This window comes from Acetobacter oryzifermentans, from assembly GCF_001628715.1.
Classification (GTDB): Bacteria; Pseudomonadota; Alphaproteobacteria; order Acetobacterales; family Acetobacteraceae; genus Acetobacter; species Acetobacter oryzifermentans.
In genome coordinates this window covers 2682501-2704102 of sequence record NZ_CP011120.1, presented here as the reverse complement: position 1 = coordinate 2704102, position 21602 = coordinate 2682501, and the positions used below count along the sequence as shown (strand labels likewise).

The window sequence follows — 21602 nt, the reverse complement described above, 5'->3', positions numbered from 1 at the left end:
TTTACGTGGCGGTTTAACTTCCTATGTTTTGTGTATGCGCCATTACGGTGTGGCTATTTCTTCCTGAAGGGTTGTCGTGCATGTCTTCTTCCTCTCAGCATCCGGGTGCTCTCGCCGTTACGGACCAGCTGTTTTTTCATCGCCCAGACGCACAACTGCATAAAGATGATGCGGAAAAGCTGACAAAAACGGCATTGGCCGGAATGGAGGATGGTGAACTTTTTCTGGAATACAGAGAAAGTGAAGGCATTGCATTGGACGATGGTGTTATCCGTTCGGCATCCTTTAATACCAGCAGCGGATTCGGTCTGCGCGCTGTATTGGGGGAAGAAACGGGTTTTGCCCATTCGGATGAACTCAGCCGGTCTTCCTTATTGCGTGCTGTAGATGCTGTAAGCGCTGTGCGTGCCGGACGCTCAGGCCAGATGGCAGCACCGCCACGGGCCACCAACCAGCGGCTTTACACAGACGCCAACCCGCTGGGTGATAGCGATTTTGCAACCCGTTCTGGCCTGCTTTCAAAAATAGATGCCTATGCGCGGGGCAAAGATAATCGTGTGGTGCAGGTTATGGCCTCCCTTTCGGGGGAATGGCAGGCTGTGCAGATTATGCGGGCCGATGGCACACGTGCGGCAGATTTGCGCCCCTTGGTGCGGCTGAATGTATCTGTTGTGGTGGAACATGATGGCAAGCGTGAAAGCGGAAGTTACGGGCTAGGTGGCCGGTATGAGATCAACCGCTTGCTGAATGAAGAAACATGGCAGGGCGCTGTGGATGAGGCATTGCGGCAAGCATTGGTTGCATTAGAAGCACAACCCGCACCAGCAGGTGCCATGGAGGTTGTGTTAGGCGCAGGTTGGCCCGGCATTTTGCTGCATGAGGCCGTTGGCCACGGGTTGGAGGGGGATTTCAACCGCAAAGGCACATCCGTATTTGCTGGGCGCATCGGTAAGCGTGTGGCTTCCCCCGGGGTTACGGTTGTGGACGATGGATCTCTACCCGACCGGCGCGGCAGCCTGACTATTGATGATGAGGGCACGCCCACAGGCCGCACGGTGTTGATTGAAGACGGTATTTTGCAGGGGTACCTGCAGGATAGGCTGAATGCACGCTTGATGGGCATGGCGCCTACAGGAAATGGGCGTCGCCAGTCATACGCGCATATGCCTTTGCCGCGCATGACCAACACCATCATGCAGCCCGGGTCTTCTACAACGGAGGAAATGATCTCATCCGTAAAGCGTGGCCTGTACGCGGTGCACTTTGGGGGGGGGCAGGTGGATATCACCTCAGGCAAGTTTGTGTTTGCCGCATCTGAAGCTTATCTGATTGAAAATGGCCGTGTAACGGCACCTGTAAAAGGTGCTACCCTGATTGGAAGCGGGGCGGAGGCCATGACGCAGGTTTCCATGATTGGCGGCAATCTGGAGCTAGACCCCGGTATCGGCACCTGCGGTAAAGCCGGGCAAGGCGTGCCGGTTGGGGTGGGCCAGCCTGCCCTTAAAATGACTGGCCTGACCGTAGGCGGCACAGCTTAAGGCTTTTTTCAGCCAAATGCTTTTGGGCTGAGTGTTTCTGTTCTCTGCTCTCTCATGCTAGAGCGTCTGTCTGCTGGTTCTGCCCTGCAGACAGGGGCCGGAGAGAAGGGACAGGATAAATGGTCGAGAACGGGTTTAAGAGTTCTTTCATGCGGGAGGCCGCTGCACGCGGCTTTATTTTCCAGTGCACGGATGCCGATGCGCTGGATGCGCTGATGGCAGAAAAATCCGTGGCGGCCTATATCGGGTTTGATCCTACGGCAGATAGCCTGCACGTTGGCAGCCTTATCCAGATTATGATGTTACGGCTGTTGCAAAAACACGGCCACCGGCCAATAGCGCTGGTGGGTGGCGGCACAGCCCGTATTGGTGATCCATCCTTCCGGGAAGAAGCCCGGAGGTTGATGACGGAAGATATCATTCAGACCAATCTGGCCGGTATAGAAGGTTGCTTGCGCCAGTTCCTCACCTTTGGTTCTGGTGCATCAGAAGCAGTGCTTGTGAACAATGCAGATTGGCTGGACAAGCTGGCCTATATTGACCTGCTGCGTGATGTGGGGGTGCATTTTTCTATCAATCGCATGCTGGCGTTTGATTCCGTAAAAAATCGCCTTGAGCGCGAGCAGGGGCTGACATTTCTGGAATTCAACTATTCCATTCTTCAGTCTTACGATTTCCGTGAATTGAACCGCCGCATGGATGTCGTGTTGCAGCTTGGCGGGTCAGATCAATGGGGCAACATTATTTCTGGTGTGGAACTGGTGCGCCGCACAGACCAGAAGAGCGTTATGGGGCTAACTACACCACTGCTTACAACGGCATCTGGTGCCAAAATGGGCAAGACAGCCAACGGTGCCGTGTGGCTTTCTGAAAAACGTTTACCAGTGTTTGATTACTGGCAGTTCTGGCGCAACACGGAAGATGCAGATGTAGGCCGTTTTCTGCGGCTGTTTACCGAACTGCCGCTTGAAGAATGTGCACGTCTGGAAGCCCTGCAAGGCGCGGAAATTAACGAAGCCAAGAAAGTTCTGGCAACAGAAGCAACGGCTCTATGTCATGGACGCAATGCGGCCTTGGCTGCGGCAGAAGCTGCCCGCCAGACGTTTGAAGAAGGCCGCGTAGCTGCGGCAGATCTGCCGGTGCATGAAGTGGCAGAGGCCGATATGGCCGCAGGCATTCCAGTTTTTCGCCTGTTTGCAGAAGCAGGGTTGGTTAAAACAAATGGGGAAGCTCGGCGTTTGGTACGAGGTGGCGGGGCGCGCCTTAATAATGATGTGATACAAGATGAAAATAGGCTGATTACACAGCAGGATATGGTGGATGGAGCCATCAAACTTTCTGCTGGTAAAAAACATCATGTTCTGGTGAAGGTTGGGGGTTCAGCCTGATAGACCGATAAGGAGGCGACCGTGAAAAAACTGGCGTTAAAACTGTCTGCTTTGGGGCTGTTGTGCAGCCTAAGCGCATGCGGTGGCCCCTATTATGGTGATGGCGGCCTGTATTATCCATACGGGTATTCAGGCTATGGCCCCGTATATGATGATTATTATGGTTATGGCCGTTGGGGCGGTGGTGGCCGAGGCCCGCGGCCTCGCCCAGGTTTTGGCCCCGGTGGCCGACCCGGTGGGCATGGTGGCCCCGGTGGCTTTGGCCCTGGCCCACGCCCAGGCGGTGGTGGTGGTCGCCCACCAGGTGGTGGCCCTGGCGGCCCCGGAGGCGGCGGTCGTCCCGGTGGTGGTGGTCCGGGTGGTCATGGCGGTCCCGGTGGCGGTGGTGGCCCTGGTGGTGGTCACAGATAATCTTGCCAAGGCAGCATTTTTCAAAGTTTGAAGGTGCTGCCTTTTTACTGGAAACAGTTTTTTGCTTACCTAATCAGTTCTGAACAGATGGGTTTTAGTGTTTCTCTGCGCAGGAGCTGATGGCGTGCTGTACCCTAAAAAAATTGCCTACGTTATTAACTCGCTAGAAGGTGGTGGCACGGGCGCTATGGTGCCTTCCATTACGGGTTTTTTTCGTGCGCGTGGGTGTGATGTTGGCGTTTTTGTGCTGACCCCACGGGATAAACGGGCAGAGCCAGCGCTCCAAGCTGCGGGGCTGGATATACACATTAGAGAAGGTGGAGAAAGCGATCACCTCCAAGCATATTTATGGTTACGCCGTAAACTGGCTGCGTGGCAACCCACCCAGATTTGGACGTCTTTAACACGCTCTACTTTGATCGGGCAGCAAGTTGGGCGCAGCTTGCGGGTGCCGGTTATCAGTTGGCAACACAATGCGTTTTTGAAACCGGGAAATATTCGTCTTTTACGGGCAGCCAAATCGCTTTCAAAATTATGGGTATGTGATTCGGAATGCGTGGCAGATATTACGCGCGCACGCCTCAAACTGTCGGCAAATAAAGTTATGTCTTGGCCGGTTTTTCAAGCTTTGCCGGATATTCAGCCAGCACAGCCTTGGACGCAGGGAGAGGTGATTCGTGCAGGCTCACTTGGGCGGCTGCATGTTGCCAAAGGTTACGATATTCTCTGCGCAGCCCTTAAGCGCCTTCAGGCCTATACATCCTTGCCTGCGTTTGAAGTGACTGTTGCAGGAGAAGGGCAGGAGCGGGCTCATCTTGAGCAGATGGCAAAAGAATTAAAGCTCACGAATATTCGTTTTTCAGGCTTTGCATCTTCATCGCAGGATTTTCTATACACCCAGCATCTTTATCTTCAGCCATCTCGGCGCGAAGGATTCTGTATCGCCATGCATGAGGCCATGCAGGCAGGCTTGCCTGTTATTGGCAGTGAGGTGGGGGAGATGGATCGGTCTATTGTAGAAAATGTAACCGGGTGGAAGGTGCCGCCAGAAAACCCGATTATGTTGGCCGATACATTGGCAACAGTTCTTGCGCAGCCAGGGCAGCTTGCTGAGGTTGGTCAGAATGCAAGGCAATTTGTGCTGGAAAAGTTCAGTAAAGAGAAGTTTTTTGAAAATGGAGATGCCATTTTCCGGCATCTGGCAAGGTAGATTTAAGGTGGTAAGGGCAGCCATCTAAAAGGCGAACAGCTTCCTGTTTTGCACAACGCAGCACAGAAACAGCAATTCTTATAAAGTATTAAGGGAGAGACTGGTGCTGCTGGACAGGATTGAACTGTCGACCTCTCCCTTACCAAGGGAGTGCTCTACCACTGAGCTACAGCAGCTTAGTCTGCGGGCGTTCTAGCTGTTCGCGCGGAACGCCGCAAGACCAGATACGGTAAAAAAGACGAAAAAATTAATCGTCGCGGTGGGTTTTTTCCATGCGCTCGTGCTGCTCCTGCGCTTCAATGGAAAGTGTGGCAATGGGGCGTGCCTCCAGCCGTTTCAGGCCAATGGGCTCACCCGTTTCTTCACAGTAACCATATGTGCCGTTTTCAACTCGCTGCAAAGCAAGGTTGATCTTGCCAATCAGCTTGCGGGCACGGTCTCGCGTACGCAGTTCCAGTGCACGGTCTGTTTCCACACTGGCACGGTCAGTAATATCAGCTTCATGGATGCCGCCTTCAGAAAGGCTGGCAAGCGTATCTCCTGCTTCTTTAAGAAGGTCGGCGCGCCATTTAAGCAATTTCTGCCGGAAGTACTCCGTCTGAAGGGGATTCATGAACTCTTCATCTTCAGAGGGGCGATAATCTGGCGGTAAGGTAATCATGTCTGTCGTCAGCCTTTGCAATGACAGGCAGCCTGCCTTGAAAGAATGACGCGGCTTATAGCGGCATCCCGCTCACCCGCCAACAATTTTATGGGGCTAAAACGCAGAAAAGCGACAAAGGATAAAGTAAGAGTAAGAAAAGACTGCATTTAAAATGAGTAATGAAAAAATATTTTAAGAAAGTTCCCGTTTTTATAAACGCTTTCTTAACAAAATTATGCACGTTTTTGTGAGCTTGATGCTGCTATAAGCCAACCAACAAACATAAAAATCCACCCCGCAGTGGGGAAAGAAAAAACAGCGCTGGTTGAAGTAATGGGCCATAACAGAATGCAACAGGCTACAAAGAGCATGGCTTGCTGCGGATGATGTTCTACATCCAGCGCTCGCCAGCCAATGCGCACCCATTGAAAAGCCAAACCTATAAATGCCACAAGGCCCGGTAAACCAGCCGTTGTGGCAACTTGCAGATAATAGTTGTGCGGATGAATATTACAGCCCCGATCCGTATCATTTGTAAGCGTTTCTATGCCTAGAAAAGATAAGGCATGTGTTTGGATAGGGACGTGGCAGAAATTCCTAAAGCCATCCATACCCAGCCCCGTCCAAGGGTGTTGGGCAACCATAGCAATGGCGGAGCGGAAAAGCTTGCCGTAGTCGCTTTGGGCAAAATGATGCAACTGATTAGAAAATTTTAGGACAAGTTTGGCGTAAACAGGCGGAGAGATGACAGGCAAGCAGGCAATCAATCCACCAGCGCACGCAAGAATGAGGCCAAAGGGCAGGCGAAAGCGGGGAAAGATAAATGCCGTAAGAGACAGCCCAAAAAAGAGCAGCACACAGCTCATACGCTGGCCGATCAGCACCATGGTTGTAACGCCCAGCAACAGAAGCGCACAGCCAAGAACCCAGTATTTCAGCTTATTTTGGCGTAACAGGCGTAAAACGCTTGGCATAATGCCGGGAAAAAACAGCATCAGCAGCGTAAACCCCGCGCGGGGTTTTGTGAATGGCCCTGTCAGGCTGCCATCACCCCAGCGCGGCATTCCCATCAGATTTGTGCCGGTTAGATACTGTTGCCAGCATTGGCTTATCAGCCACAAAGAGGCCAGTAAGCAGATTCGTTCCAGCCACATGCGTTGTGCTTTAGTGGTAAGAAGCCAGCATTGTAGTGCCACGCAAAACAGAAAAAGCCGAGGCAGGCAAAGCGCCTGCACCCACTCCCCCGTAATGCCAACATGCATGGAAGAAAGCAGGCATAATCCGCAAAATAATGCGGCCAGTTTAAGCCACGGTTGTTTAATCCATTGCCAGTCCTGCAACAGGACACTGTGCAACAGAAACAGCCCCCCGATGATAGAAGCAAACGTGTCCGAAAGGGCGCGGCTATAGAATAGAAAAAATGGGAAGATACTCAGACACACCAAACCTGCTGCTGTGAGATATCCAGCCAGCTTAATACGGAATGGGGAAGAAACAGCAAGAGGCATGTCTGGAATGGATAAGGCTGGCCATAAGATAGTGCAGCCAGCCTCCAATCAGTTGGGTTGATTAGAACGGGATTTCGTCATCAAGATCTCCGTTGCCGCCAGATGCATCCCAGCCGCCGGAGTTATTGCCGCCGCTGCGCTGCGCTGGCGGCTGGCGTGGTGCGGATGATGGCGCGCCATAAGCACTACCGCTGCCTCCACTGTTGTAGCCACCGTAGCTGCTGCCACTTCCACCGCTAAAGCCACCGCCGCCTTCGCTTTCACCTTCGCCACTATTGCGGCTATCCAGCAGCACCAGCTCACCACGGAAGCGGTCAATAATCACTTCCGTTGTATAGCGTTCCTGACCACCCTGATCTGTCCATTTTCTGGTTTGCAGGGAGCCTTCCAGATAAACCTTGCGGCCTTTGCGCAGGAAACGTTCGGCCACATCTGCCAGCCGTTCATTAAAAATGACTACGCGATGCCATTCTGTGCGTTCACGCCGTTCACCAGATGCGCGGTCATTCCATGTGTCGCTGGTGGCCAGAGAGAAGGAAACAATCTTTGCACCGCTCTGGCTGGAGCGCACTTCGGGGTCTTTGCCCAGATTGCCGACCAGAATAACCTTGTTAACGCTGCCAGCCATGAATGCCGTTACCTTTTGTTTGCGTAAAATCCGTTTTCGTTCTGCCTATGTAGCGCACTGGCTGAACAGGTGAAAGCTTAAAGCCGCCAGATAGAAAATCGGGCTGCGCCATGTTGGCGTTCTGCTAGAAAAATAGGTGTGCTTGCCGTTTCTAACGCTTCTTCTTGGGTGGAAAAAGGTAAAGCTTCCTCACGCCCTGTTTCAATAACCGCAATGGCGTCTGGAGCAATCCAGCCTTTGCTTTGTAGGGCTTTGAGGGCGCGCTCAGGCAGCTTCTGGTGATAGGGGGGATCTAGAAACACCAATCTAGCCGAGGCCGTGCAGGCCGGTGGGGAGATGACATCCCGCGCAATCACGGTGCAGCTATCTTCCCATTTGCAGGCTTGAATATTGGCCCGTAACGCGGCTAGGGCCGGGTGACTGGTTTCGAAAAAAGTCGCATGGCTTGCACCGCGAGAAAGCGCTTCCAGCCCTAATGCGCCTGTGCCAGCAAATGCGTCCAGCACATGCGCACCTGAGATAAGTGTAGGCCCACCCCAAGGTGCATGTAGCAGCATATCAAACAAGGCCTGCCGTACACGGTCTGCCGTGGGGCGTGTGGTCTGTCCTGTGGGGGCTGTTAGTAGTCGCCCTTTACGGCTGCCAGCAATAATCCGAACCATTAATCTGCCTGTTTTGCAGGTGCGCGCTGGGTGGTTGGGGTCTTTTCTGTTGCTTTGGGGAGCTGATCACGCAGCACGCGGGGAGAAACTTCTTCCAGTTCACGGCGCAGCAAAGTGCCAAGCTGAAAAGGCCCATAACTGGTGCGTATCAGGCGGCTGACGTGCAGGTTCATGCCCGCCATTACCTTACGGATTTCACGGTTTTTCCCTTCCTTGAGGGAAACTGTCAGCCACGCATTGTCACCCTTGCGCGAATCCAGAACAGCATGGATAGGGCCGTAACGCACACCATCAAACACGCTGCCTTGGGCAAGGCTTGCCAAGCGTTCTTCATCCACCACGCCAAAGACGCGCACTCGGTAGCGGCGTAGCCAGCCGTTGGAGGGAAGTTCCAGCCTGCGGGCTAGCTCGCCATCATTGGTGAGTAGCAGCAGTCCTTCACTGTTCAGATCAAGGCGTCCAACGCTGATAACGCGTGGCATACCCTCTGGCAGGGAGGCAAAAACCGTAGGCCGACCTTCCGGGTCTTTGTGCGTTGTCACCAAGCCATCTGGCTTATGGTAACGCCACAAACGGGTGCGTTCCGGGGCTGAAACGGGTTCTCCATCAACCTGCACAATATCGCCATTTGTTACAAAGGTGGCAGGGTGTGTTACCGGCTGGCCATTCAGGCGGATGCGGTTTTCCTCTATCATGCGCTCCGCATCACGGCGGCTGGCAACGCCACTGCGGGCCAGCCATTTTGCTATGCGTTCCCCTCGGGTTTCCTGCGTCACGCTGAATCTCCTGCTGCCTGTATGAAGGCTTTGAAAAGTGCTTTGTCTGCGGGGTCTATGCCAAATTCCGGGTGCCATTGCACCCCAAGGCAGAAAGAATGTGTGGGATCTTCAATCCCCTCAATAATATCATCTTCTGCTACAGCGTTAATAATGCATCTTCCCGGTGTTTTGACAGCCTGATGGTGGGATGAATTAACGCCAATACGTGCGGGGTTGTGCGTAATACGGGCCAATAAGGTATCCGGCGTGACCGTTACACTGTGGCTTGCTTCATCCCGTGGGTTTGGCTGTTCGTGCGGAAGGGCTGTGGGGCATTCTTCTGGAATGTGCTGGATCAGGCTGCCGCCAAGGGCCACGGCTATAAGTTGCATGCCACCGCATATACCTAAAACCGGCATATCACGTTGTAAGGCCTCAGCCAGATAAGCAGCCTCAGCCTGCGTGCGGCGAGGGCGCAGGCTTACGGTGGGGTGCACATGCGTTTCCCCATATAAAGAGGGATCAATATCAAATGCGCCACCCGTTATAATCAATCCGTCCAGCAGGTGCATGTAATCGGCACAAAGCTGCGGAAACAAAGGCAACGCAACAGGCAGCCCGCCTGCGGTGGAAACGGCAGACATATAATTTTCCCGCATGGCATACCATTTGAAGCGGGAATAACGGCCTTCACCGCCATCTTCCAAATCAAGCGTAATACCAATAACGGGACGTTTTTCTATCATATGCCACTATCCTGAAAGAACGGAGGAGGAAGAGAGGCAATACCGTTCTTTCAGGGGTATGTAGCAAAGTACTGGCGCGGGAAACAAAAACTCGTGCGGCCAATCTGTTTCTGACTTGCCTTGTTAGCGAGATAGAAAGGAAGGAATACTGATAGGAAGCGTTTTGGTGGCGGTGGGGGGCGGCGCCAAGGTTGCCGGTTCGTAATTGACACCGTCTGCAATGGCGAGACCAAATCCAATGGCCGCAGCAGCCAGAATGAAAGACAGGCTATGCATGTTTCTGACCCTCCTCAATCGGGTTTGGTATGCTTGAAAAACAACCCCAAAGGCACCCTCACGCTCTGTTACAGAACAGATTAAGGCTCCTTTAAGGCAGGATGACAAAAAAGCATGCACGATTGCAAGAAGAATCTGGATATTTTCTAGTAGATAAAAGCGAAAAAAACCTGAACGTTTCGGATGGTAGAGAGTAACATTTCGTGAGCATACGGCATGACTAAACAAAACGGCATGGAGCTGGCGTTGTGGCAGGCGCATCTTGCTGCTGCAAACGGAGAAGTGCCGGTGGGGGCCGTGCTGTTAGATAGCGCCGGAAAAGTGTTGGCGCAGGCAGGTAACCGCGTTGAAGAGCTGCATGATCCATCAGCTCATGCTGAAATGTTGGTCATGCGCGAAGCCGTGCAACAGCGGCAGGGGCAAAAGCTGGCAGACTGCACCTTATTTGTCTCGCTTGAACCATGTCCTATGTGCGCGGCGGCTATGGCGCACTTTCGGCTGGGGAGGGTGGTGTTTGGCGCGTATGACCCCAAAGGCGGTGGCGTAGAGCACGGTGCACGCTTGCCGCATCGCCCCGAAACCTTACATCGTATGGAAGTTATAGGCGGCGTAAGGGAGCAGGAATCGGCGGAAATGCTGAAAACTTTTTTCCAGACATTACGCTGCCGATAACATCTTGTGAAATTATCAAAGAGACAGCTTTTTTTTCTTGGTTGAGAAACCATGTTAGCGTTGTAGGCGTAAGGCACTGTAAACTCTGGGCAATCTGTGGTGGCTGCCAGAGAGGGGTGTTTGGACCGTCCGGGAATTGTCCTGTCGGGATAAAACAAGGAACAGTCGAAGTCGTGATGTCGGGAAAATCTGTGACAAAAGTTTGGGCGCGGAACAGACGCCGTAATTGGCTCTCAGCCCTTCTGGCAAGCTGTGTATTGGTAACGGCCGCCGCTCCCTGGTGCAGCACGCCAGCACGCGCAGAAGCTGATAGTGTTATTAAGCCGAACACCCCCACTTCTCAGCGTATTCCGGATTTTGTCAGTCTGGTTAAGCAGGTTAAGCCGGCCGTGGTGTCTATTACATCCATGATCCGGGCAGATGCCGTGGAAGGGGATGGCGGCGGTATGGGCGGCATGCCTTTCCCGTTCCCGTTTCCTTTCCAGATGATGCCGCAGCCTTCTCATCAGACGATTGAGGCCAGAGGCTCCGGCTTTGTGATTTCAGCCGATGGTTACGTGGTGACCAACAACCATGTGGTCAAAGGCGCCACCAAGGTTACGGTAACATTGGATGATGGCACAACGCTGCCTGCCAAGGTGGTAGGGCGTGATGGCAAAACCGATCTGGCGCTTCTGAAGGTGACAACGTCTGAAAAACTACCCTTTATTGAACTGGGGGAATCAGATGATGTGCAGCCCGGTGAATGGGTGATTGCCGTTGGCAATCCGTATGGGCTGGGTGGCACTGTTACGGCTGGTATTGTTTCTGCCCGTGGCCGAGATATTAACGAAGGCCCTTACGATAACTTCATTCAGGTTGATGCGCCCATTAATCGTGGGAATTCCGGCGGCCCGCTGTTTACGCAGGACGGTAAGGTTGTTGGGGTGAATACCGCCATTCTCTCACCTTCTGGCGGGGGGTCTATTGGCATCGGGTTTGCGATTCCATCGGATACCGTGCGCAATGTGGTCGAGCAGCTTCGCAAAACGGGGCATGTGGTGCGCGGCTATCTGGGCGTAAATGCACAGGTTATTTCTCCTGTTATGGCGCGCGCCCTTGGTTTGCCGGCTCCCTCCACACCGGGGGCACCGCCAGTGGGTGCGCTGGTTGCAAGCGTAAGCCCCGGTAGTCCGGCTGAAAAAGTTGGCCTGAAATCGGAAGATGTGATTACCGATTTTAATGGGCAGAAAGTCAGCAACCCACATGATCTGGCTGTGCGCGTGGCGTCTATGGCACCGGGTAAGCAGGCTACAATCGGTTATCTACGTGGCGGTAAAGCCCAGACAGCTGCCGTTACAATCGGAGATCTGAAAACTGCTTCCAGTGATGGCAGCAGCGGCAGCAATACGGATGTTGCACGTGGCCAGCGGCTTGGTATTGCCTTGGCACCCCTTTCTCGCGATGTGCGCCAGCAGTTGGGGCTTTCGGCAGATGTGCGCGGCGTTGTTGTGAGTGACGTTGATCCTGGTTCCCCGGCAGATCAGGCGGGTATTCGGCCAGGAGATGTCATTCAGGCAATTGGCAGTCAGGCTGTGGATTCCCCGCGGGCGGCGGTGGCCAGCGTAAAGGCCGCACTGGCGTCTAAAAAGCCTGTGTTGTTGCGGGTTATGCGCGATAATCAGTCTCTGTTTATCGCGATCTCTCCAGATGGCAGTAATAATGCCCCGTCATCTGATGATGGCGGTGATGACGACGATAACTAAAAAATTGAGGTTATCCGAATCGTTGGAAAGGCTGGTTCAGAAATGGGCCAGCCTTTTTCTTTTATGGGCTAAATGGATTTAAGGCCGTAAGCGATGTCTTGCAGATTGGGCAGGGAAAGAATGCGGATGCAGTGATTTTCTGTGCCCGAAATAATTTTATCACGGCGGAGGGCGCTGATGGTGCGGCTTACCGTTTCAATTGTCAGTCCCAGATAGTCTGCAATATCCACACGTGTCATGGGCACAGAAGCTGTGGTTTCTGCATCGGGATCATGCGGATAGGTGCGGTGATATTGTTTGATCCGGTCTAGAAGAAAGCTGGCAACTTTTTCTTTGGCGGTTTTGCGCCCTAACAGCAGCATCTGTTCCTGTGCATCAGCTAATTCATGCGTGACAGCCGAGAGGAGATGGCGGGCAAATCCTGGGTATTCGGCCAATAAATTTTCTATCTGCGCATGTGTGCAGCGGCACAATAATACAGTGCTTACGGTTTCTGCCCCAAAAGAATAGGTGCGTGAGTTACTAAGGCCAACAAACTGGCCTGCATCTGCAAATCCGGTAATCTGGCGGCGTCCATCTGGTAGAGATTTAAACAGTTTAACTGTGCCGCTAATAACATTGAAAAAAGCAGATGCCGGTGTGCCTTCTTCAATAACTGCCGTGCCCGGAGGCAAGGAAATCTGACGTGTGGCGTGTGCCAAAACCGCCACATCCTGATCTTCTATGCTGCTGCACAGGTTATACTCGCGCACCTTGCACATCAAACATCGAGTGGAATCGGTATCTGTGCGTCCGGTGCGTTTGCCAACGGGATGAAGTGCCTGAGCGGAAGGAGAAGGTGGCATGGAAGCAGAATCCGGAAAACCCGGTACCTTCAGCATTATGGCGAACGTGCTGGACCGGAAAGAAAAGGAATATGTGGCGTAACTATTATGTCCTTGTTGATATAAATCAATAATGCGCAGTTGTCTGGGGTGGATTGGTTACAATTTGCCCTAGCTATAGGCCTTAAAATGCGCTGTGGTTAAAATGACACAGTATTGTCGCATATGGGGCGGAGATGTGTGGGATTTGATCTAAATCAAGGCTGGAAGAACGCGCGCATGATTTTTCCCGCTTCAGATATTGTTCTCTAGCGCAGTGGAAAGACACACAGGCATGGTCAAGTTCCGTTCCCTTTTTACGGCAGTGGTGGCTGGCGTTGCCGCTCTGGCCGGTACCGCCAAAGCTCAGACAACAGCTCCTAACGCTGCATATGTGAATGCACCGGTCATGCAGCGCATTCCCGATGCACCAAAGCCGGGTGCGGGGCATTGTGGCTTGTTTGAAACCTGCGCCAGCACAAAAATCGGTCTTGGCCGTGGGGACTTCATGATCCGTTTGTCCGGTGTGGGCGTTCTGCCGCAGGATCGTGATAGCAAGGCTTGGCTGACAGCTCCTGGCCTTGGTCTGAACCATCTGCCATTGAACAACACGCATCTTTCCACCACCAATCAGGCCATGCCGGAACTGACGGTGGAATACTTCATCACAGACAACCTGTCTGTTGATCTGATTGCCACCAGCACCCGTCATGAAGTGGCTGCGCTGGGTAGCGATGTGCCTTCTCTGGGTGGCCCCCGCAAGCTGGATGTTGGTAGCGCATGGGTTCTGCCCCCAACGCTAACATTCGCTTGGCATTTCCGCCCGCATAAGCGCTTCAACCCATATGTGGGTGTGGGTGCAACGGCTATGTGGTTCCACAACATGAATGGCAACCGTGGTTCTGCTCTGGGTCTGACCAAGCTGAACGCTGGCTTCACCGGAGGCCCGTCTGTTAACGTTGGTTTCGATTACCAGATCGTGGGCAACTGGTTCTTCAACGCAGATGTCAAACAGATGTTCGTGCGTATGCATGCTTGGGTTGAAAACCCGGCAGAAAGCCTGAAGGTGAAAGCACACGAATCTCTGGATCCGACAGTGGTTTCCGCCGGTATCGCTTACCGGTTCTAAGGCACATTATGGGCGCGGTATCCGTATCTGATCTGATTTCCCGCTACGGTGGGAATCTGCCGCGCTATACAAGTTACCCGACCGCAGCCAGCTTTACGGAAGCGGTCGGCCCCCAACAGGTTGCAGGTTGGTTGAAAGCACTGCCTGAGAATGAACCTGTCTCCCTCTATTTTCATGTTCCTTTTTGCGATGAACTCTGCCGGTTTTGTGGGTGCAACACATCCGTTATGCGGCATGAGGATGGGCGCTTAGCTTACGGTGATCTTCTGCGTGAGGAAATGCGCCGTATTGTGGCCCTTGTGGGGGAACAACGCACAGTAAAGCATGTGCAGTTTGGTGGCGGCACGCCTACCACTTTGCCTCCGCATGCTTTGCGGCAGATTATACGCTCTATCCGAACATTTTTTCAGTTTGATCCACAAGCCGAATTGGCGATGGAGCTTGATCCTCGGCATGTGCCGCAGGATTATCCTGCGTTGCTAGGTGATTTGGGTTTTACCCGTATTAGCCTCGGCGTGCAGGATCTGGAGCCTCGGGTGCAGGAAGCGTGTGGTCGTCATCAGTCTTTTGAGCAGACGCAAGCAAGTATTCAGGCAGCGCGTGCCGCTGGTGTGTCTGGCGTGAATATTGATCTGATTTACGGCTTACCTTACCAGACAGTAGAAAGCGTGGGCGCAACGGCGCTTAAAATTGCCTCCTTACGGCCAGATCGGCTGGCGGTATTTGGGTATGCGCATGTGCCGTGGAAGCAAAAGCGGCAGCGCCTGATCCCGGAAGCCTCCTTGCCGAAGTCTGATGAAAGACTGGCGCAGCGGGCGGAAATAGATCGGGTTTTGCAGGCACAGGGCTACCAACCCATAGGGTTAGATCATTACGCTCTACCAGAAGATGGTTTGGCTAAAGCAGCCAAAGCTGGGGCGCTACATCGTAACTTTCAGGGTTATACAACAGATTCCTGCCCTGTTTTGTTAGGGATGGGGGCTTCGGCCATTTCCATGTTGCCTGCTGGATTTGCCCAGAACATTACAAGTGTGGCCGCTTATGCGCGGGCAATGGCTGAAAATTCCGATTCTCTCCCGGTAGCGCGTGGCGTTGCTTTTACGGAAGATGACAAACTGCGCGGGGCCATTATTGAACGCATTATGTGCGATATGGCTGTTGACCTTGCCGCTGTAGGGCAGGGGTATGATTTTTCTGAAGAGCTTGCACAACTTCGTCCATTTGAGCAGGATGAGTTGGTGAAGATTGATGGCCAGAACATCAGTGTTACTGCGTTTGGGCGGCCTTTTGTAAGGCATGTGGCTGCTGTGTTTGATACGCGGCGGCGTGCTTTGCAGCAGCAGGCACAGGCAACAGGGCAAGGTGCTGCACCACAGTTTTCCGCTGCCCTTTAAGTAGAACCAAGCCTTGATTGTGCCAGTATTTTGGCGCAAGGAAGGAAAGCTTCCCATGAAAGGGAGCTATGCAAGACAGCCATAGCGCTGCCTTTATCCAGCCGATATTCTGTGACAGCTGAAGGATCGGACGCCATGAGTCCTGATGCCACTGCTCCCGATCAGAGCGGGACATTCTCTCTGCCAAATTTGCTGGCGCAAACGCCAGTGGCTTCTCACCCTTTTCCACATTGGATGTTGGCAAATGTGCTGGAGCCAGATGCCTGCAAGGCATTATTGGCATGGGATCCAGGCGAGTCGGCTATTGCAGGGGATGTGGGCGGTCGGCGTGAAACACGGAACAAGTCTCGCGTGTTTGTTGATCCCGCGGTTCGTCAGCAAGATGAGCGCTTAAACCGTATGGCGCATTTGCTGGATAGTGATGCCATGCGGCATGCGTTTGAACGTGTCTGTAATGTAAAATTGGATACAGCAGCGCTGCGTCTGGAATTGTGTCTGGATTCGGATGGTTTCTGGTTAGAGCCACATACAGATATTGGGGCTAAAAAACTTACCCTGCTTATCTCCCTTTCCACTGGGGAAGGGGCTGATGAACTGGGGACAGATTTGATGACTCCAGATGGCAAATCAGTTGCGCGTGCTTCTGGGGCATTTAATTCGGCTGTGCTTTTTATTCCGTCTGACAAAACATGGCACGGTTTTGTAAAGCGGCCCATTAAAGGTACGCGTCGCACATTGATTGTTAATTTTGTTGATCAGAACTGGCGGGCAGTGCACGAACTGGCGTTTGGGCCGCGCTCTGTTCAGCACTAATTTTTCTGACATGGCTGTTTCTGGCAGAACGGGCCTGCGTGCCCGTTTTTGCAATTCTGCGCCAAATCGGGTTTAGGGAAGCAGCATATCTTTAAACGGGGATGAAACGGGAATGAGCGAGCCTGTGCGGGAATCGATGGAATTTGATGTCGTTATTGTTGGGGGCGGCCCGGCTGGGTTGGCTGCTGCAATTCGCCTACGCCAGCTTTCTCCAGATCTGAGCGTCTGCCTGATTGAAAAAGGCAGCGAGATCGGGGCGCATATTGTTTCCGGGGCCGTTATTGAACCCCGCGCACTGGCAGAACTCATTCCTGATTGGAAGGAACGTGGTGCGCCGCTGAACACGCCGGTAACATCGGAAGATATGTTGTATCTGACCGAAACGGGCAGCCTGCGCGTGCCCCTGCTGGATAAAGTCATGCCGCACATGGCCAACCACGGCAATTATATTGTCAGCCTTGGGGAAGTCTGCCGCTGGTTAGCCACGCAGGCAGAAGAACTGGGCGTGGAAATCTATCCAGGTTTTGCCGGTGCCGATGTAATTATCGAGCGTAACCGCGTGGTTGGTGTTGTAACGGGAGACATGGGTGTAACCAAAGAAGGCACGCCCGGCCCCAATTACCAGCCCGGTATGGAACTGCGTGCCCGTTACACCTTGTTTGCAGAAGGGTGCCGAGGCTCTCTGACCAAGCAGGTGATGGGGCATTACGATCTGCGCAAGGATGTGGACCCACAAACATACGGCCTTGGCATTAAGGAAGTGTGGGAAATTCCGGCGGAAAAACATCGCCCCGGTTTGGTGCAGCATAGCTTTGGCTGGCCGTTGGATGACAGCACTTATGGTGGTGCATGGTTGTACCACTTTGGCGAAAATCTGGTGTCCTATGGTTTTGTGGTTGGGCTGGATTACGCCAATACGTGGCTTTCTCCTTTTGAAGAAATGCAACGGATCAAGCTGCATCCGGCTTTCCGCCAGCATCTGGAAGGTGGTCGTCGCATCTCTTACGGTGCACGTGCTCTTTCTGAAGGTGGGTTGCAGGCTATCCCGCGCCTAACTTTCCCCGGTGGCGCTCTGATTGGGGATTCTGCTGGCTTCCTGAACGTGCCTAAAATCAAGGGCACCCATACAGCGATGAAGTCCGGCATGCTGGCGGCAGAAGCCGTTGTAGAAGCCATAAAAACCGACCGTGTTGAACCCGGCGTATTTACAGAAAAAGTGCGGCGTTCATGGTTGTGGCCAGAACTACGTTCTGCCCGCAATATTCGTCCGGCTTTTGCGCATTTTGGTGCCAAGGGTGGTGCCGTGTACGCGGCTATTGATGCCATGTTGCTGCGTGGCCGTGCCCCGTGGACACTGCACTTTAAGCATGAAGATAGCGATACCCTTAAGCCTGCTTCTTTGTCTGAAAAGCCGTTCTATCCGAAGCCCGATGGCAAGCTAACGTTTGATCGTCTTTCTTCGGTCTTCTTGTCTGCTACGAATCATGAGGAAGATCAGCCGGTGCATCTGCGCCTGCGCAACCCCAGCCTGTGGAAGCCGGTGAACTGGGATGTTTTCCGTGCGCCGGAAAGCCGTTATTGCCCCGCTGGAGTGTATGAAGTGGCAGACGAAGCCACAAATCCACATTTGCAGATCAATGCCCAGAACTGCGTGCACTGCAAAACGTGTGACATCAAGGATCCCGCCCAGAATATAGATTGGACTACGCCAGAAGGTGGTGGTGGTCCTAATTATCCGGCCGGTATGTGAATTTGGAGTAAAGTACGGTAAGGCTGCGTCCGAACCATCCTGCGTCTGCAAGCGAAAGAAGTCATGAAGATACTTGTACCTGTAAAGCGGGTTGTTGATTACAACATCAAACCGCGTGTGAAGGCAGATGGCAGTGGTGTTGATACCACTGGCGTCAAGATGTCCATGAACCCGTTTGATGAAATCGCGGTGGAAGAAGCCGTGCGCCTGCGTGAAAAAGGCGCTGCTTCTGAAGTTGTTGTGGTTTCTGTTGGTGTTCAGAAAGCGCAGGATACGCTGCGCACTGCCATGGCTATGGGTGCAGACCGCGCCATTCTCGTTCTGTCAGAAGAAAGCCCTGAACCTCTGGCCGTAGCCAAAGTGCTGCGTAAGCTGGTTGAAAAGGAAGAGCCCGGTCTGGTTATTCTGGGCAAGCAGGCCATTGATGATGACATGAACGCCACAGGCCAGATGCTTGCTGGCCTGCTTGGCTGGGGGCAGGGCACATTTGCCAGCAAGGTAGAAATTGCTGATGGCCATGCACGTGTTAGCCGTGAAATTGATGGTGGCACGGAGGAAGTTTCCCTCACGCTTCCCGCTATCATCACGGCCGACCTGCGCCTGAACGAGCCACGCTATGCGTCTTTGCCGAACATCATGAAGGCCAAGAAAAAGCCGCTGGAAACCATTGAAGCCGCTGAGCTGGGTGTGGATATGACACCCCGCCTAAGTGTTGTTTCCGTGGCTGAGCCGCCGGAACGCAAGGCTGGCATCAAGGTTGGTTCCGTTGCGGAACTGGTGGAAAAACTGCGTAACGAAGCAAAGGTGATCTGATCATGACCGCTCTTGTTCTTCTGGATCATGAAGAAGGCCAGATCAGAAAGGCCGCTCTGTCTGCTGTAACGGCAGCTACCCAGTTGGGTGAAGTGCATGTGCTGGTGGCGGGTGATGCCTCCATCGCGCAGGCTGCGGCTGCTGTGCCGGGCGTTGCCAAGGTGCTGCACGCAGCAGATGCACGCTATGCACATGAACTGGCTGAACCTCTGGCTGCTCTTATTGTTTCTCTGGCAGGCCGGTACGATCATATCGTTGCGGCTGCGGGCGCCACGGGCAAAAACGTGCTGCCACGAGCAGCTGCTCTGCTGGATGTGCAGCCTATTCCAGACGTTGTTCGCATTGTGGATGCAGAAACATTTGTGCGCCCCATTTATGCAGGCAATGCTCTGGCTACGGTCAAATCCTCAGATGCTAAAAAAGTGCTGACAGTGCGCAATGCTTCCTTTGATGCAGCAGCATCTACGGGCGGCAATGCTCCGGTAGAAGCTGTGGAAGCAGTGGATGCGCCAGCAGTTTCTAAGTTTGAAGCTGTGCAGCTATCTGATTCTGAACGTCCAGATCTGGAAACAGCCCGTGTGGTGGTGTCCGGTGGGCGCGGAATGCAGAGCGAAGAAAAATTCCATACGTTAGACCCACTGGCAGATGCTCTGGGTGCAGCTATTGGGGCATCTCGCGCTGCTGTGGATTCTGGTTTTGTGCCGAACGAATATCAGGTGGGGCAGACAGGCAAGATTGTTGCGCCTGAACTCTACATGGCCTTCGGTATTTCCGGAGCTATCCAGCATCTTGCTGGCATGAAAGATAGCCGCGTGATTGTGGCGATCAATAAAGACCCAGAAGCTCCCATTTTCCAGGTTGCTGATTATGGAATGGAAGCTGACTTGTTTGAAGTTGTGCCGCAGTTGGTTGAAGAGCTGAAGAAATAAATCTTTGCTCCCAAGCTATTTGCTTAAGCAGCCCCGCATACAATCATGTGTGCGGGGTTTGTTTTTAGTGGGTATTTTATGTGCCATAAGTGGCCAGAAACATGTTTACAGAGGCATGAATGATTTTTTCTTCGTCCTCAGTCATGTTGTCATAGGGCATGTTGAAGCGCTTTCTATGCGCAATTCGTGTCTGGCAAAGTGAGAAAAACTGCTCTGCAGCAAAAACAGGATCATCTGTTTTTAATGTGCCGCGCAGGGTTTGTTCGCGAATCCAGTTAGACAGAGTTTCAATGGCAATGCGTGGGCCATGAGACCAAAAGATGGTTGCAAGTTGCGGGAAGTGCGGGGCCTCAGAAACAATCATCCTGTAAAGCATCAAGCTTTCAGGCTGCGTAATCAGTTGCACCATGGCACGGGCTACGGCTGTAAGTGTTTCTTTGGGGGATGCCTCTTTTTGTACGGGAGCCAAGGCAGGGGGGAGTTTTTCCCGGCAGCATTTTTCTACAAAAGCCCCAAAGAGATCAGCTTTATTGGTGAAATAATTATATAATGTGCCCTTAGAAACACCAGCCTCCCGTGCAATGGCAGACATGCTGGCGCCTTCGTAACCGTGTTCAGCAAACACGTTGTAAGCCCCTTTTAAAATCTGCTCTCGCTTTGCTTCTGATTCCCCCGTGCAAGCAGAAGTGAGGGAGGAAACGGAGGAAGATTCGGACATCAGGATTTCAGACTTTAAAGATCAGGCGATTGACGCACAGAGGAAAGAAGGTAGGTTACCATGCTGACCGAACTGGTCGGTCAGTGCAAGGGCTGGTATTTTCTATCAGGCATATCATTTTCGGTGAGGGTGAACGGGTGGCAAAACGGAATGCACAGCGCACAGGCGCGTTGGCGCTGGTTTTCATGCTGGCGGGGTGCATGGTGGGGCCAGATTATAAAAAGCCGGATACATGGTCTCCCTCCCAGTGGCAGCGCGCAGCAAATAAAGATACATCACAGATGCTGAGTGTTCCTACAACGCAAGCGCCAGATCCGCAGTGGTGGGCCATTTTTAATGATCCCGAACTCACATCGCTTGAAAAACGTCTGGCAGATCAGAACCTTGATGTACAGCAAGCCACTGAACAATTTGCAGTTAGTCGTGGTCAGTTACTGCTAGCTGGAGCAGAGCGGTTTCCAGATCTTGCAGCTTCTGGATCATACCGCAGGGCGCAGTATAGCAGCAAACAGTTGCAGCGTATTGTAGAGCGTATTGGTGAAAACGCGGCTGGAACAGGTATGGGGGAAATGCTTTCTGCGCAGTCCTCTTCCATCTCCATTCCTTTGCTGAATCAGTGGCAGGATGGGGTGCAGGCCAGTTGGGAAGTAGATCTTTGGGGCCGTGTGCGCAGGCAGTACGAAGCTGCTAAAGCGTATATGAACGCGACTATGGAAGAGCGCCGAGGTATTCTGATTGCACGGCAGGCGGAATTGGCGTCAGATTACATGACTCTGCGTAACTTGCAGGAACAGTTGCACATCACGAAAGAGAATCGTGATGCAGCATCAGCAATCCTGCAATTGAGCTCATCACGTTATAAAAGCGGCTTGGTCAGCGAGCTGGATGTGGATAGCGCGCGTTCAGAGGTGGAGCGGACAAGTGCGCTTATCCCTCAGTTTGAACAGCGCATTGCTATGCAGATCAATGCGATCAATCTGCTGATGGGCGCGCCTCCAGGCGGATTGA

General features: G+C 53.0%; 22 protein-coding genes and 1 tRNA gene (1 of these 23 only partly in view). 13 read left to right on the top strand and 10 right to left on the bottom strand.

The features are described 5' to 3' along the window. Positions 1–80: 80 nt before the first annotated feature. The 4 genes from tldD to WG31_RS12755 all read left to right on the top strand — a co-directional run bounded on the left by tldD (position 81) and on the right by WG31_RS12755 (position 4547). Positions 81–1538: a metalloprotease TldD gene (gene tldD, locus WG31_RS12770; RefSeq protein WP_063354756.1), complete on the top strand. Its 1458-nt coding sequence runs from the start codon at positions 81–83 to the stop codon at positions 1536–1538. Positions 1539–1657: 119 nt separating this feature from the next. Next, positions 1658–2926, top strand: coding sequence for a tyrosine--tRNA ligase (gene tyrS, locus WG31_RS12765; RefSeq protein ID WP_006115601.1), 1269 nt, complete (start codon positions 1658–1660; stop codon positions 2924–2926). 21 nt (positions 2927–2947) lie between these two features. Then, positions 2948–3337 (top strand): hypothetical protein, encoded by a 390-nt coding sequence (locus WG31_RS12760; RefSeq protein ID WP_081461414.1) that lies wholly within the window; start codon positions 2948–2950, stop codon positions 3335–3337. A 124-nt stretch (positions 3338–3461) separates the two neighbouring features. Then, positions 3462–4547, top strand: coding sequence for a glycosyltransferase family 4 protein (locus WG31_RS12755; RefSeq protein ID WP_209439351.1), 1086 nt, complete (start codon positions 3462–3464; stop codon positions 4545–4547). 101 nt (positions 4548–4648) lie between these two features. Here WG31_RS12755 and WG31_RS12750 read toward each other — a convergent pair. The 8 genes from WG31_RS12750 to WG31_RS15855 all read right to left on the bottom strand — a co-directional run bounded on the left by WG31_RS12750 (position 4649) and on the right by WG31_RS15855 (position 9768). Further along, positions 4649–4723, bottom strand: a tRNA-Thr gene (locus WG31_RS12750). Positions 4724–4794: 71 nt separating this feature from the next. Continuing rightward, on the bottom strand, positions 4795–5208 hold the full coding sequence (gene dksA / locus WG31_RS12745) for an RNA polymerase-binding protein DksA (protein ID WP_003626519.1): 414 nt from the start codon (positions 5206–5208) through the stop codon (positions 4795–4797). 215 nt (positions 5209–5423) lie between these two features. After that, positions 5424–6698, bottom strand: a complete 1275-nt coding sequence (locus WG31_RS12740) for an O-antigen ligase family protein (protein ID WP_063354754.1) — start codon at positions 6696–6698, stop codon at positions 5424–5426. A 61-nt stretch (positions 6699–6759) separates the two neighbouring features. Continuing rightward, positions 6760–7326, bottom strand: coding sequence for a single-stranded DNA-binding protein (gene ssb, locus WG31_RS12735; protein WP_006115597.1), 567 nt, complete (start codon positions 7324–7326; stop codon positions 6760–6762). 77 nt (positions 7327–7403) lie between these two features. Continuing rightward, positions 7404–7988: a 16S rRNA (guanine(966)-N(2))-methyltransferase RsmD gene (gene rsmD, locus WG31_RS12730; protein ID WP_063354753.1), complete on the bottom strand. Its 585-nt coding sequence runs from the start codon at positions 7986–7988 to the stop codon at positions 7404–7406. Further along, the gene (locus WG31_RS12725) at positions 7988–8764 is read right to left on the bottom strand and encodes a pseudouridine synthase (RefSeq protein WP_006115595.1); all 777 of its coding nucleotides are present in this window, start codon (positions 8762–8764) and stop codon (positions 7988–7990) included. The genes rsmD and WG31_RS12725 overlap by 1 nt, the downstream gene beginning before the upstream one ends. Then, positions 8761–9492 carry a gamma-glutamyl-gamma-aminobutyrate hydrolase family protein gene (locus WG31_RS12720; RefSeq protein WP_063354752.1) on the bottom strand — a complete coding sequence of 244 codons (732 nt, stop codon included), beginning with the start codon at positions 9490–9492 and terminating at the stop codon, positions 8761–8763. Before WG31_RS12720 ends, WG31_RS12725 begins: the two co-directional genes overlap by 4 nt. A 123-nt stretch (positions 9493–9615) precedes the next feature. Next, entirely contained in the window at positions 9616–9768 is a 153-nt protein-coding gene (locus WG31_RS15855) for a hypothetical protein (protein WP_003626506.1), read from the bottom strand. A 216-nt stretch (positions 9769–9984) separates the two neighbouring features. On the opposite strand from WG31_RS15855, the gene WG31_RS12715 reads away from it, so the two are divergent. Together WG31_RS12715 and WG31_RS12710 are read left to right on the top strand one after the other, a co-directional pair. Next, a complete protein-coding gene (locus WG31_RS12715) occupies positions 9985–10440 on the top strand; it encodes a nucleoside deaminase (RefSeq protein WP_063354751.1) in 456 nt (151 codons plus the stop codon). Positions 10441–10616: 176 nt separating this feature from the next. Then, entirely contained in the window at positions 10617–12185 is a 1569-nt protein-coding gene (locus WG31_RS12710; protein WP_063354750.1) for a Do family serine endopeptidase, read from the top strand. A gap of 68 nt (positions 12186–12253) precedes the next feature. On the opposite strand, the gene WG31_RS12705 is transcribed toward WG31_RS12710, so the two are convergent. Continuing rightward, positions 12254–13066: a Crp/Fnr family transcriptional regulator gene (locus WG31_RS12705; RefSeq protein WP_063354749.1), complete on the bottom strand. Its 813-nt coding sequence runs from the start codon at positions 13064–13066 to the stop codon at positions 12254–12256. Positions 13067–13343: 277 nt separating this feature from the next. On the opposite strand from WG31_RS12705, the gene WG31_RS12700 reads away from it, so the two are divergent. From WG31_RS12700 to WG31_RS12675, 6 genes are all read left to right on the top strand, one after another. Beyond that, positions 13344–14177 (top strand): OmpW/AlkL family protein, encoded by an 834-nt coding sequence (locus WG31_RS12700; RefSeq protein ID WP_019088903.1) that lies wholly within the window; start codon positions 13344–13346, stop codon positions 14175–14177. 8 nt (positions 14178–14185) lie between these two features. Continuing rightward, complete coding sequence (hemN, locus tag WG31_RS12695) at positions 14186–15571, top strand: oxygen-independent coproporphyrinogen III oxidase (protein WP_063354748.1); 1386 nt, start codon at positions 14186–14188, stop codon at positions 15569–15571. Between the two features lie 135 nt (positions 15572–15706). Further along, positions 15707–16384 carry a 2OG-Fe(II) oxygenase gene (locus WG31_RS12690; RefSeq protein WP_063354747.1) on the top strand — a complete coding sequence of 226 codons (678 nt, stop codon included), beginning with the start codon at positions 15707–15709 and terminating at the stop codon, positions 16382–16384. Between the two features lie 112 nt (positions 16385–16496). After that, positions 16497–18134, top strand: coding sequence for an electron transfer flavoprotein-ubiquinone oxidoreductase (locus WG31_RS12685; protein WP_063354746.1), 1638 nt, complete (start codon positions 16497–16499; stop codon positions 18132–18134). 63 nt (positions 18135–18197) lie between these two features. Further along, positions 18198–18947 (top strand): electron transfer flavoprotein subunit beta/FixA family protein, encoded by a 750-nt coding sequence (locus WG31_RS12680; protein WP_006115584.1) that lies wholly within the window; start codon positions 18198–18200, stop codon positions 18945–18947. A 2-nt stretch (positions 18948–18949) separates the two neighbouring features. Next, positions 18950–19876, top strand: a complete 927-nt coding sequence (locus WG31_RS12675) for an FAD-binding protein (RefSeq protein WP_063354745.1) — start codon at positions 18950–18952, stop codon at positions 19874–19876. 76 nt (positions 19877–19952) lie between these two features. Here the strand turns inward: WG31_RS12675 and WG31_RS12670 are convergent, their stop codons facing one another. After that, positions 19953–20594 (bottom strand): TetR/AcrR family transcriptional regulator, encoded by a 642-nt coding sequence (locus WG31_RS12670; RefSeq protein WP_063354744.1) that lies wholly within the window; start codon positions 20592–20594, stop codon positions 19953–19955. Between the two features lie 83 nt (positions 20595–20677). Between WG31_RS12670 and WG31_RS12665 the strand changes: the two genes are divergently transcribed. Further along, positions 20678–21602 carry the 5' portion of an efflux transporter outer membrane subunit gene (locus WG31_RS12665; protein ID WP_063354743.1) on the top strand. Its footprint extends 665 nt past the window's final position, so 925 of the gene's 1590 nt are visible here — the first part of the coding sequence; the start codon lies at positions 20678–20680; its stop codon lies beyond the right edge, outside the window.

Bases quoted from the DNA above. Each gene is read 5' to 3' on its own strand.
- rsmD (WP_063354753.1), bottom strand. From the start codon at position 7,988: ATGGTTCGGATTATTGCTGGCAGCCGTAAAGGGCGACTACTAACAGCC.
- WG31_RS12670 (WP_063354744.1), bottom strand. From the start codon at position 20,594: ATGTCCGAATCTTCCTCCGTTTCCTCCCTCACTTCTGCTTGCACGGGG.
- WG31_RS12740 (WP_063354754.1), bottom strand. From the start codon at position 6,698: ATGCCTCTTGCTGTTTCTTCCCCATTCCGTATTAAGCTGGCTGGATAT.
- WG31_RS12710 (WP_063354750.1), top strand. From the start codon at position 10,617: ATGTCGGGAAAATCTGTGACAAAAGTTTGGGCGCGGAACAGACGCCGT.
- WG31_RS12685 (WP_063354746.1), top strand. From the start codon at position 16,497: ATGAGCGAGCCTGTGCGGGAATCGATGGAATTTGATGTCGTTATTGTT.
- WG31_RS12675 (WP_063354745.1), top strand. From the start codon at position 18,950: ATGACCGCTCTTGTTCTTCTGGATCATGAAGAAGGCCAGATCAGAAAG.
- dksA (WP_003626519.1), bottom strand. From the start codon at position 5,208: ATGATTACCTTACCGCCAGATTATCGCCCCTCTGAAGATGAAGAGTTC.
- WG31_RS12680 (WP_006115584.1), top strand. From the start codon at position 18,198: ATGAAGATACTTGTACCTGTAAAGCGGGTTGTTGATTACAACATCAAA.
- WG31_RS15855 (WP_003626506.1), bottom strand. From the start codon at position 9,768: ATGCATAGCCTGTCTTTCATTCTGGCTGCTGCGGCCATTGGATTTGGT.
- WG31_RS12705 (WP_063354749.1), bottom strand. From the start codon at position 13,066: ATGCTGAAGGTACCGGGTTTTCCGGATTCTGCTTCCATGCCACCTTCT.
- WG31_RS12700 (WP_019088903.1), top strand. From the start codon at position 13,344: ATGGTCAAGTTCCGTTCCCTTTTTACGGCAGTGGTGGCTGGCGTTGCC.
- WG31_RS12715 (WP_063354751.1), top strand. From the start codon at position 9,985: ATGACTAAACAAAACGGCATGGAGCTGGCGTTGTGGCAGGCGCATCTT.
- WG31_RS12720 (WP_063354752.1), bottom strand. From the start codon at position 9,492: ATGATAGAAAAACGTCCCGTTATTGGTATTACGCTTGATTTGGAAGAT.
- tyrS (WP_006115601.1), top strand. From the start codon at position 1,658: ATGGTCGAGAACGGGTTTAAGAGTTCTTTCATGCGGGAGGCCGCTGCA.
- ssb (WP_006115597.1), bottom strand. From the start codon at position 7,326: ATGGCTGGCAGCGTTAACAAGGTTATTCTGGTCGGCAATCTGGGCAAA.
- tldD (WP_063354756.1), top strand. From the start codon at position 81: ATGTCTTCTTCCTCTCAGCATCCGGGTGCTCTCGCCGTTACGGACCAG.
- WG31_RS12690 (WP_063354747.1), top strand. From the start codon at position 15,707: ATGAGTCCTGATGCCACTGCTCCCGATCAGAGCGGGACATTCTCTCTG.
- hemN (WP_063354748.1), top strand. From the start codon at position 14,186: ATGGGCGCGGTATCCGTATCTGATCTGATTTCCCGCTACGGTGGGAAT.